Source organism: Pseudomonas sp. KCJK9016, from assembly GCF_046231795.1.
GTDB lineage: Bacteria > Pseudomonadota > Gammaproteobacteria > Pseudomonadales > Pseudomonadaceae > Aquipseudomonas > Aquipseudomonas bananamidigenes.
Genome location: NZ_JBJJMM010000025.1, coordinates 80,972 through 92,790 on the forward strand (window position 1 = coordinate 80,972; position 11,819 = coordinate 92,790).

The 11,819-nt window shown below is 45.3% G+C and carries 7 protein-coding genes; 6 read left to right on the plus strand and 1 reads right to left on the minus strand.

Translation table 11 applies throughout. The features are described 5' to 3' along the window. Window positions 1-166: 166 nt before the first annotated feature. On the minus strand, window positions 167-1,087 hold the full coding sequence (locus ACK6BI_RS22135) for a fimbrial protein (RefSeq protein WP_409318719.1): 921 nt from the start codon (window positions 1,085-1,087) through the stop codon (window positions 167-169). Window positions 1,088-1,976: 889 nt separating this feature from the next. On the opposite strand from ACK6BI_RS22135, the gene ACK6BI_RS22140 reads away from it, so the two are divergent. From ACK6BI_RS22140 to ACK6BI_RS22165, 6 genes are all read left to right on the plus strand, one after another. After that, window positions 1,977-2,525 (plus strand): fimbrial protein, encoded by a 549-nt coding sequence (locus ACK6BI_RS22140; protein WP_409318720.1) that lies wholly within the window; start codon window positions 1,977-1,979, stop codon window positions 2,523-2,525. Between the two features lie 57 nt (window positions 2,526-2,582). Beyond that, on the plus strand, window positions 2,583-3,311 hold the full coding sequence (locus ACK6BI_RS22145) for a molecular chaperone (protein ID WP_409318721.1): 729 nt from the start codon (window positions 2,583-2,585) through the stop codon (window positions 3,309-3,311). Between the two features lie 79 nt (window positions 3,312-3,390). Further along, window positions 3,391-6,006, plus strand: a complete 2,616-nt coding sequence (locus tag ACK6BI_RS22150) for a fimbria/pilus outer membrane usher protein (RefSeq protein ID WP_409318722.1) — start codon at window positions 3,391-3,393, stop codon at window positions 6,004-6,006. A 98-nt stretch (window positions 6,007-6,104) separates the two neighbouring features. Continuing rightward, window positions 6,105-6,767 (plus strand): response regulator, encoded by a 663-nt coding sequence (locus ACK6BI_RS22155; RefSeq protein ID WP_409318723.1) that lies wholly within the window; start codon window positions 6,105-6,107, stop codon window positions 6,765-6,767. Between the two features lie 26 nt (window positions 6,768-6,793). Further along, a complete protein-coding gene (locus ACK6BI_RS22160; protein ID WP_409318724.1) occupies window positions 6,794-10,240 on the plus strand; it encodes an ATP-binding protein in 3,447 nt (1,148 codons plus the stop codon). Window positions 10,241-10,586: 346 nt separating this feature from the next. Continuing rightward, window positions 10,587-11,819 (plus strand): DUF1302 domain-containing protein (locus ACK6BI_RS22165; protein WP_409318725.1); only part of this gene is annotated, 1,233 nt, incomplete at its 3' end.

Genomic DNA, 11,819 nt, shown 5'->3' on the forward strand with positions numbered 1-11,819 from the left:
TCGATAAGTGGAGTACCGTCGAGCATCCCGTCTCTAGGTAAAATTAGCTACTGATGTTGCTTTACTCCCCGAGTATTTCCTATTTAGGGTGTAGGCAGCATAAAGGTCGGTTAGAGGAACTGCGTTGAATTTAGCTTTAAAAAGTTTAGTGTTTGTTGTTGATGGGCTACTGATAATTAATTGTGAATGTGAACGATGTATTGGCATTGCCTGCCGAAATTTCCGGAAGCGTTTGGGTATATGCAACTTTAAACGGTACGGTAAGATTGGAGTTTGCCTCGACCTTGCTAGCGATCGGATATGAGGTTCTCAACTTCAACGGTGTATCGTTGTTTCCTGCAAAGAGTTGAACTCCGATACCCTTGGCAGTAGAACTATTGCTTAAGGAACCAGTGAAGCCATCTTGAGTGTCAGTCGTTGGGTCAAATTGGATTGACATTCCATGCGCTGAAGCAGGGCAGTTGCGAAGAGAAATATTAAATGGAATTTTTAATGAGTGGCTGTTTATTCCTTTGAAATCTACAATTTTTTGTTTTCCCATCGAAATCGTCTGCAGTTCATCGATCGTGCAAGTTGGATTTATAATTTTTATCGAGTTCAGTATGCTGAAAGTTATAGGGGTGACGCCATCCGCTTTAATTGATGCAAACACCCCTGCAGGAATTTCGGCATTGGTGGCAATGGTTTCAGCTGTTTTTATGACTTGCAATGTGAAGGTTTTATTATTGAATCCAACCGTGGCGTTGAGAGGTGATGGGTAGAGTAGAATTCCTCCGTCGTTATATTTCACCAACAATCCCAGGCCTGTATTACCTACGGGACTTGGTTGCGCAGAGGTGCTTGGTTGAGATGAAATATAACTCAACCCATAATTTCCATTAATGCAGGTAATGGATGCACTTGCAGGCATGGGCATAGGGCCAGAACTCGCTACAACGGTTCCAACTGCTGTATCCCTAGGGATGGTGATATTCGGACCTGGAAGAGAAAAATTTATTGTCTGAGCAGCCTGGTTAGAGTTGGCCCATTTACACGCATCCGCATTAGCCATTTGAGGGGCGACTATCAACAACGCCAAAATAGACATTGTTATAGTGCGTATTTTTATCGATAGTGTGATCATGATCTAAAGTAAGCAGCCGGCTGCAGGCGTGTATGAAATAATTAGCACCAGTCTCGTAAGATTAGACAGTGAGGTCTATTGCTTGTTGTCTTATTTTTCATTAGGAATTTTCTTACTTTGCGATAAGGTAAAAGCTTAGTTATTCTGATCTTTGTAGATGTTGGCTGTTTGAATCTTTTCACGTATTTCATCAGTGGCTCCGATTCTTGGGAGGCTATTGGCAGTAATCATCAGCAATCCCCAAAAGGCCCGGATTCAGCTAGTCGACCATGCAACAGAAAACAGCTCCCCGTTTCGGCCGGCTTGGCGCTTTGGCGTCCGGCTCGGCCATCTAAATATGGGATGGAGCACCCGCCATCCCGGGAGAAGTGAGTCCAGGAAACCGATCAGGGCGCTCTTTGGTGTCTGAGCGGTAAGCTGAGGCGGGTGATGGAGATGCATGCCGGCGGCTACTGCGTGGCGGTATCTGAACAAAAAACTGCTCGCACCTGGGAAGGGTACGGCCGTCGGGTTGAGAAAAAATCCGGGCTGGCAGGCAGGGGCGCGTCCAGAACGGGATCAAAATTTTCGTGGGGCGCCGGAGTATTTTGTAGTTATTACTGTGTTTCGGCTGATATCAGACCTTAATAGGCAAGGTAGTCACCTGCTTCAAAATCCACCAGAAAGCACTGAAGTAGGATAAATCCTATAAAGAAATAGGATGCCAGGCTTGCTGATAATAAGAATTTCAGTTCTAGAAATGTCGCAGCGATAATCTCATCATTGTCCCGTCCCCAAGTTAGGGGGGCAAGATCTGCTAGTCGGCAGATTGTTAACATAATTACCTGCGTTGCAGGTGTACGGGACTGGATTCATGAATATGAAGAAGAAGTTTGGTTTGTATCCACTGATGCTCGCTACTATTGCTGGAGGGTTTTCTTTTTCCGCCTTTGCTTATGATGGAAAGGTCGATATCACTGGTGAGGTTGTAAGTAATACTTGCTCTGTAAGTAGTGCGGGTTCTAATGCAACTGTTGCCCTGGACAAAATCAGCACGAGTTCTCTCGCAGCAGCTGGAAGCAGCGGTGGCTTCAAATCGTTTACTATTAATGTGACCGGTTGCGATAGTAAATATGCCAACGGTATCAAGGCTGGATTTGAAGTTGGTAGCACAACGGACGTTGAATCTGGTCGATTGAATCTTATTGCGGCATCCGGCGGCAACTCGGCGGGTAATGTACAGTTGCAGTTGCGAAACGCTGACAATACGGTTATCAAAATTGGCGACAACTCTACTGTGAAAGGCGCAAATGTCAAAGATGGTAAGGCCACTCTAAGTTACCTTGTCGGTTACTACGCTACCGGTACTGCTACTGCAGGCGCTGCGAATAGTAACGTTACTTATACTCTTGCTTATCCTTGATCGCTCTCAAAAGGGAGGCGATGCCTCCCTTCTTGCTTTGCAGAGGAGTGTGCTGCTGTGTTTTATGTGTTTCGCAATATTATTTTAGCGGTTTTTTCTTGTTTTTTGCTCACGCAGTTTTCGTTTGCTTCAGTAATTTTAAATAGCAGTCGTGTTGTCTATAGCGCTGATGAGCGCGAGGCTAATATAAAAGTCAGCAATGTCGGCAGTTTGCCTGTGATCCTTCAATCCTGGATTGATAATGGAGAAGTGAATCAGGATCCAAGTTTAGTCAAGACTCCATTTTTATTGATGCCAGCATTGACGCGTGTCGAGTCCGGGCAGGGGCATACCCTGCGATTGGTGTACACGGGGGAGCCTCTTCCGGATAAGCATGAGTCGGTTTTCTATCTTAATGTTTTAGAAATTCCGCCAAAAAATACTACCGCTCAAGATAGTAACTCTATTCAACTGGCGTTCCGCACTCGAATTAAAGTTTTTTTCCGGCCTAAAGGGTTAAGCGGAAGCGCAGACGAAGCGCCTTCAAAGTTGATCTGGTCTCTTAAGCAAGATAAACGAGGCTGGATACTAAACTGTAGTAATCCAAGCGCTTATCACGTATCCATGAGTGATATTTCCATTGTGGAAAAAGGTATTGCTACCAAGGTCGGCGAAGGAATGATTGCCCCTGGGCAACAGCTAGACGTTGTTCTCGGTACTCGCCCTTCAGAAAATACTCAAATTGAATACACAAATGTTGATGATTACGGTGCGTTACGTGTCGGTCGCTCAACGTTAAAGTTTTAGTTCTAACTGGTATTCATTTTATCGGCGTTTTAAGTGTACGCGCCCTTCGTATATTCATCGATATTTTATGGAAAGCTTTATGTATTTATTCATCGCCCACAACAGGGTGAGGGTGCTTTTTCTCTCTTTGTTGTTAATGTTATGCTCGGCTTCTATGCGCCTTGTATGGGCGGCGGAAGAGTACGAGTTTGATTCAAGCTTTCTCAAAGGTGGTGGCTCAGCCCTTGAGTTACATAGATTTTCTTCAGGTAACTATATTGAGCCTGGCAAGTATCAGGTGGATGTTGTAGTCAACCAGACTGCAGTCGGTCGCGAGGAGGTCGAGTTTTACGCAGACCAAGAGCGATCGAGTGCTAAGCCTTGTCTGCGTGCTGAATTGCTGGATCGTGCCGGGTTGGACTTGCTCAAGATTCCAGGGCTAGATATCAAGGATCGGAAAGCATGTATTGATCTCGTTGGTAAAGTAGAGTCGTCTTCTGTACGTTATGAAGACGGCGACCAACGATTACTGCTCAGTGTTCCTCAGACTTTTCTTCGAAGGAGTGTTCAAGGTTATGTCGATCCCTCGCAATGGAATAGTGGTGTTGACGCCGGGATGCTTAGCTATAACTACGGTAGTTTCTACAGCAGTACCCAAAAAGCGGGTCTGCAGAATTACTTGGGATTGACGGCGGGTTTGAATATTGCCGGATGGCGACTAAGGTCGGAATCAAATTTGGACTGGAATGGTAGTACTCGTCGTTGGCAGAATAGAAACTCTTATATTCAACGGGAAGTTCAGAAACTTGAATCGCAACTGACGTTGGGCGACTTTTCTACAAATGGTAGTTTGTTCGATTCGTTTTCCATGCGTGGCGTACAGATTGCTAGCGACGAACGTATGTTGCCTGATTCATTGAGTGGTTATGCACCTGTCGTTCGAGGGCAAGCAAACAGCAACGCCAAAGTAAAAATTACTCAGAACGGCTATGTGGTTTATGAAACTACGGTAGCGCCAGGACCTTTTGAAATAAATGATTTGTATCCATCGGGATACGGCGGCGATTTAGAAGTAAGCGTGACCGAAGCTGATGGTCAAGAACGTAAATTTCGTGTTCCTTATGCCTCAGTTGTAAGAATGCTACGTCCAGGTGCGCAACGATATAGTGCTGCATTGGGACAATATCGAAATGGTTTCGATTCGAGCAGCAAACGTTTGGTCGGACAATTGACTTACGAGCGTGGACTAAACAACACTTTTACAGGATATACAGGGATATTGGCGGCGGAGGGATATACCGCTCCGTTGGTTGGTATTGCGATGAATACCGGCCTGGGTGCTTTTGGACTTGACGTAACTCACGCTCAAACTCAAGTCGACCCGGAAGGGAAAAAGGGTCGATCGAACGGCGAAAGCGCGCGCATTTCCTTTAGTAAAACCTTGCCGGAAACCGGCAGTTCAGTGTCGATTGCTGCCTATCGTTATTCCACGAGCGGATTTTATAATCTAGCCGATGCAATGCAGGTGCTGGATAACAAGAATGAGAAATACAAATACAGATACAATGAGTTTGATATTATTGACAGTGATCTATCAACGCGTTTTTTTGAGCAGCCAGAACGCTACTCAGAGTATAAACCTTCTCGTCAGCGTAGCACCTTTCAAACAACGCTTAGTCAAGCGCTTGGCGATAATGGATCAATATACTTTAACGGAATACTAAGTGATTACTGGAACCAGAAGGGGCAATCTGTACAGTATCAGATTGGGTATAGTGGTAGTACGCGATACTTTAACTACTCCATCTCCGCCATGCGTTCGACCGATCAATTCGGTGAGCACGATGACCAAATGGCTGTTACGTTCAACATTCCCCTAGGTGGTCGGACAAGCGCGTCCTCTAGTGTCACGCTTAATAAAAGGGGTACTGGATTGCAGGGAGGAATTAACGGTTCTGGTGGCAATAATAACGAGTACGACTGGGGAGTCAGTTCGAGCAAAAATGAACAAGAGCAAAAATCTATCAGTACCTATGGTAATTATAGAGGCGGCATGGGGACTCTCAATGCGTCCATAGGCTCAGGTACTGGGTACAATCAGGCATCATTGGGCGTTTCCGGCTCCGTGGTGCTTCACCCCGGAGGGGTCACTTTCGGGCAACAGGTTAGCGAAACGTTTGGAGTAATCGAGGCTCCAGCTGCAGTGGGTGCATCGATCACTTCGCAGCCGGGGGTCAAGGTAGATGAACGGGGGTACGCCGTTGTCCCTTATCTGACTCCTTACCGTCGAAATACCTTGGACATCGATCCTAGTAAAATCCCGGACGATGTCGAATTCACCTCAACTACTCGAAGCGTAGTACCTACAGCCGGAGCTGTTGTCACTGCCAAATTTGAAACAGTGAAAGGTCGGGCATTGGTCATCGATCTGCAATTTTCGACAGGCGCGAGTGTACCGTTTGGTACCGAGGTACTATCTTCAGAAGGTGCCGTGGTCGGTGTTGTTGGGCAGGGAGGACGCTTGATGGTCAGGGGGCTCAAAGATACTGGCGTGCTTCTAGTCAAATGGGGAGAGAGCCAGGCACAGCAATGTCGGGTGACATATGCGTTAGCTCCTGACCAAACAAAGGTACATGCAAGTCGGTTCGAGCGAATTAGTGCTCCGTGTATTCCCATGGGGTCACAAGAGCAGGTTGTTGCACAGCGAGTTCGCTAACTTGGTCGATTGAAACTCAAAGGGCTTGCGGGAGGAAATCCTGCAAGCTAATCGAATGCTATACTAGCACTGGTTTTCGGGCCGTCAGGTGATCGATTATGAATCAAAAAACATCTCTGATAAATATCGTAGTAGCCGATGATCACCCAGTCGTAGTATTGGGTATAAAGAAAATATTAGAAGAAGATTCTGGTCTTAAAGTTGTCGGTAGTGCAACGTCCGTAAGTGAGCTTTTCAGTACACTTGATAAAATAACCTGTAATATCCTGATTTGTGATTATTCATTTGACGCACCTGATCAGCCGGACGGTATACTTTTACTCGAACGCATCCGAAGATTGTACCCGGATCTGAGTATCATTGTCTTGACGGCCCATGACGATTTGGTGATTGTGCAGAAAGCCTTGCAATTGGGAGTGATCGGCTTTTTAAGTAAAGCCAGTTGTGAACTGCATAATTTGGTCTCAGTAGTATATCGGGTATTGGATGGCGAAAGATATCTAGACCCAAACACTTCTCAAATGCTACTGAAGCACGTAATGAGTAGTAAGCTTTCGGCATCTACTGTATCTAGCATGCAGCTGACGGTGCGCGAACTCGAAGTCGTACGTTTGTTTTCTCGGGGTATGTCTGTAACTGAGATCGCTCGCCACACTAATCGAAGCATCAAGACCATTAGTACCCAAAAAAAGAAAGCTATGATAAAACTTGGCGTGATTAACGATGTTGGGCTAATAAACGCATCTAAAGAAATATTTTAGCAGTTCCTGGAAAAAAGGACTGAGCGATGAGCGAGAAGAGAATAAAATCTTGGCGCTGGTTATCCCGAAAGAAAGATACTAATCGAGACTTTCCGAGCTTTTATCATCGTCATTTGTTGGTGGGGGTGGGTGTTGCAATAACACTTGCTATTCTTGGCGTGACGCTGGCAATAGCTACTATCAAGATAGTCGATGCTGCTCGCGAAGTAGAGCATGAGTTTAATGACGAGCAAGAGCCAATCAAGGTTTTTCGAGATGCATATTATAAAAGTCTAATCGTTAGCGTTAAGAGTTATGAACTGCACAAAGAACATCCCAGATACGATGTGATGAGCGCTACACGCTATCGAAATCTGCTTTCGGAGAATGGTGAAGTATTTACAACACTTGCTGGATCTACGCAGATGTTGATGACTTTAGTGTCGTCTTTAGTTTCAGCAGATGACGATATAAAGTTTGCAGATCGATTGCAAATGACAATTGCTCTTATGAATACTCCGCTGCGCTTTCAATTGCGTAATAACTACTATGGAATGGGGGCGTTTATCTATTCAACGGACCATCGTTTTCTAGCCAGTTGGCCGTCCTTGTCAGAGGAAAAAAGTCAGTTGGTTCGCGGTGAAGGAGCGCTAAAATATATTGAGCAATCAGTTGCTGATATTGAACGTCAAATTGATAAGATTTCGTCAAGTGAGTTATATGAACGCCGAGTGGTGTGGCTGGATCCGCTTCGTTCGCCTATCACTGGACAGTGGGTGTCGCAGTTTGCTGTTCCAATTTATGAAAGGGATAAACGAATAGCTGTCATGGTGGTTGAAATTCCTTTCGATCGATTTGGTGCACTATTTCAAAATGGACGTCCTATATACCGTTTTTTTGTTTTATCGCGTGATTTGAGACAGATTTTCGATTTGCCGCTTCTTGATAAACAAGAAAGGTATTACGCCAGAATGATGCCTGAAATAATCAGGACTTATGGGGAGGCTCAGCCTGTATATGAGCTGCCACGCCTGGAGAGCGGTGATATTCCTCAAAATCCACACGTAAATGTTCACTTTGCTGGCGGCGAGTTATATGTTTATCAACGAGTAGCAGGGCCCGAGTGGCTGGCCGTTTATGTGGTTGATTGGTGTACTTTGATTTGGGACGTCAGAGAGTCGTTGATATATATATTGGTGTTGAGCATTATTTCAATCGGTGTGTTGTGGGTATTGATTTTTTTATTTGATTATAAAATCCTTGTTCCTTTGCAAATACGATCCAAACAAGTCTATGAGGGTGAAGCTTTCAATCGTGTTATTTTAGCGACTGCCCCCGTCGGGCTCATAGTTTATGAGTCTGGTTCAAATGTGATAGTCATGCAGAATGACGTCGCTCGAGAACTTCTTGGTTCGATGGATGAAACAAGCAGAGAATTCGGTTATCTGGATAAGAATATATTCCTGATTGCTGAGGAAAGCTTTCTTGACTCTCCGAATGAAATAGGTGTTGTTAAGCGGGCCGAGACATTATTGACAACAACCAGCGGGGTTAAGCGTGAGGTGTCGATTGCATATGCTCGCGCCAGGTATCAACAGCGTGAGGTCGTTGTACTTGGTCTAATAGATATAAGCGATCAAAAGGCAACACTACGACTGTTGGAACACGCTCGTGAGATGGCAGACCAGGCTAACCAATCGAAGTCAATGTTTCTTGCAACAATGAGCCATGAGATTCGCACCCCTCTGCATGGTGCTTTGGGAAATCTGGAACTGCTAGCCATTGATCACCTGACAGGTCGGCAACAAGAGCGGGTCTCAACTATTCGGAGAGCGTTTGACACGCTGCTGCTGTTAATAAATGACATACTCGATTTATCAAAAATCGAGGCAGGTGAATTATGTTTGAATGAAACACCTTTCCGCGTTGATGAATTGGTTGAACACTGTGCACAAACATTCATGCCTCTTCTGCTAGAACGTAATTTGCGTTTCTTTTGCTTGGTGGATCCTCGACTTGGAGGCGTTTGGTTAGGCGACGGACATCGGATCAATCAGCTATTGATGAATTTGCTGAATAATGCTCGTAAATTCACGGATAAAGGGTCCATCACTTTACAAGCCTCTCTTTTTAAATCTTCAGATCTTGACCCTCGCGTGCTTTTTTCAGTGAGTGATACGGGTATTGGTATTCCGGCGTTGCAGCTTAATAGAATATTTGACCCATTTGTCCAGGCTAATAATACTATCGCCAGTAAATATGGGGGCACCGGATTAGGGTTGGCACTGTGTAAAAAAGTAGTTTCGCTGATGGGGGGAGATATATGGGTGGAAAGCGAGGAGGGTAAAGGATCGGTATTTAATATTGTTGTACCGCTCACTCGTTATGCGCAGGGCACTCAAACCGACCCTTCGATTGTTAGACCTGCGTTTAGTAAAGTTGTCGTCATTTGCGACTCGCAGCCTTGGCGGTCGAATCTTATGGAGTTAATCCGTTGCTGGCTGCCGGAAGTAGATCTAATAAGTGGTGAGGCGGAGAATCCTGTAAGTGCGAGTGACAATAAAACAGTCATTGTCTTCTCCACTTCTCTCCACGACGTACCAGGCGCATGGGCTGAAGCCCAACACACCTATTTGGATCGCCTGGTACTGCTGAGTGATGGTCCCCTTGCCCCGGAGCGTCGGAGTAACTCTTTATATCTGACGTCGCTATCAGCTTCAAGCATAAAACGTGCGCTCGAATTATGTGGCCAAGTCGATACGCAAATCGGTTTTTCTTTACCGACTGTTGTGAGAAGACGACGCGATAGGGGGGATGTGAAATTATTAGTTGCTGAAGATGATCCTGTAAACCGAACATTAATTAAGCATCAATTAGCGGTGCTTGGTTATTGGCAGGTTGATATCGTCCCTGATGGAAAAGCCGCGCTAGATCTTTGTATAGCCGGTGTTTATGACGTTGTAATTACGGATCTGGGAATGCCGATCATGGATGGGCAAACACTCTTGGCAGAGTTGCGTCAACGTAATATTGATGTCCCGGTTGTCGTGACTACCGCTGAGACTGTGGCAATGTCGCAGGCCAAGTTCTTGGGTTTTTATGAGATCCTGTATAAACCGATTACGTTGGATCAATTGAAAGCAGCAATTGATGATGTACTAAAAACTACCCTTTTGAATGAGCATGTCTCTGAAGGCACGTCTGAAGAAGGTTGCATTGATAAAGAAATGCAAGAACTGTTTGTCGCTGGATGGAAGAAAGAACAGAGTGATCTGCTAATGGCTTTCCGTATGAACGACACCAAGTGGTTTCTAGCTCGTATCCATCGACTTAAAGGAGCGTTATTGGCATTGCAGGAGTATAGTCTGGTCGATGGTTGCGATGCGTTAAGCCGCGAAGTGAGTAGTAAGGGTATTCAGGCGTGTAATGATATGGTCGAACGGTTCCTGATAAGGATGGAGTCGCTTGTTGATGCATATAAGTGTGTTATTTGATGTGATGTTGAGGCTGCGGTGATAACACTGTATCGACGTACTGCAGAGTAGCCCCAAGATCCTGTCATGGATTGTTTTTGATGCTCTTTTTTCTGGATTGCAAATAGCTCGCTTTTTGGGGATGGGGCTATTATTGAGGCTATCATTTAATTGTTGTGTTTCCTTGACCATGACGCAGTGCTCCGTACTCGTGAAACCAGTATGGCGGACAGCCAGGATGATCAGGTCTGCTGAAATCACTGATGTCCGAAACTATCTGTAATTTGTCCGGTACTCTACTAGTACTGTAGAGCTTTCAATGTTGTTATTTGTTCGCAGGAGTTTTTCTTGAATTGAGTGAATAATAATGAATAAAATTCTTACATGCTTTTTCTCACTTGGTGCTCTCGGGGTTCCCTTAGCGGGGTCTGCGTTTCCTATTGATATACCGGCAGATGGGGTGGAGGCGTCACTAGATAGTACTCTCGACTATTCAGCTATGTTTCGAACAGCTAAAACTCAACGTATCGTACGTGACGGTAGAAATGTTTTTGATAATAGCAATGATGGCAGTGAATACTACGCTCGAGGACTGGTTGCCAGTGAATTCAAACTGACGTCTGAATTAAGTGTTAAGTATGGTGACGATGGCCTCTTTTTACGCGGTAGCGCTTGGTATGACACTCAGTTGATGGACAGGCCTCCGAGTGGAGGAGAGTTCGCCACACATAATACAGAGACTGCTAATAAATACCCGTCTGATTTGCGCAACAGGCTTGGGCACGGTACCAGATTGTTGGATTCCTACATTTACAGTAATCGCGTAATCTACGATATGCCTGTTAATGTGAGGTTGGGGCGACAAGTCTTAAATTGGGGGGAAGGTATTTATTACAGTGATGGTCTGAATGTCATAAATCCTGCCGATGTGGGGCGTATCGTCCTGCCATCTGCCAGCCTGAAGGAATCGCTTTTACCAACGAATATGGTGGCTTTCCAGGTGGGGGTAACTGACAGCGTTAGCGTAGAAGGATTCTATGGATTAGAGTGGAAAGCCAATCAGTTGATTCCTACTGGAGGATTTCTTAACGATACTGATGTTTTGGGTAAGGGAACCCGGGGCGCAATTGTCGACTTGAGAGGTGAACTTGAATCTCTTGGAATTCCGATCAATTTAGTGCCAGGTGTAAATGGCGAAGACGGCATTGTAGCTGCAGCCCGTTACGGCAAAGAATCTAATGCTCGTGATAGCGGTCAATTTGGGCTCGCCCTGCGCTATATTTCTGAAACGATGAATAATACAGAATTCGGTCTCTACTATATAAATTATCATAGTAAGGTACCTTTTATGTCATTGAATCCAGGAGCACCTTTTGGTTGCAGCCAGCGCGGGGGAGGACGGTTCTCAAGCTTGTGTATGTTAGCGGGAAATATCGCGCCAGAGTACGTCAGCATAGTCGATGGACTTGAGCTTCTCGACCAAACCCGTTACGACCTTATCTATCCGGAAAATATACGCCTATTTGGTATAACTGTGTCCGGCAATCTAAACGATACAAATATATCGGGGGAAATAACATACCGCCCAAATGCACCACTT

Coding starts and splice junctions, on each gene's coding strand:
- ACK6BI_RS22140 (WP_409318720.1), top strand. CDS start 1,977: ATGAATATGAAGAAGAAGTTTGGTTTGTATCCACTGATGCTCGCTACT.
- ACK6BI_RS22155 (WP_409318723.1), top strand. CDS start 6,105: ATGAATCAAAAAACATCTCTGATAAATATCGTAGTAGCCGATGATCAC.
- ACK6BI_RS22150 (WP_409318722.1), top strand. CDS start 3,391: ATGTATTTATTCATCGCCCACAACAGGGTGAGGGTGCTTTTTCTCTCT.
- ACK6BI_RS22160 (WP_409318724.1), top strand. CDS start 6,794: ATGAGCGAGAAGAGAATAAAATCTTGGCGCTGGTTATCCCGAAAGAAA.
- ACK6BI_RS22135 (WP_409318719.1), bottom strand. CDS start 1,087: ATGTCTATTTTGGCGTTGTTGATAGTCGCCCCTCAAATGGCTAATGCG.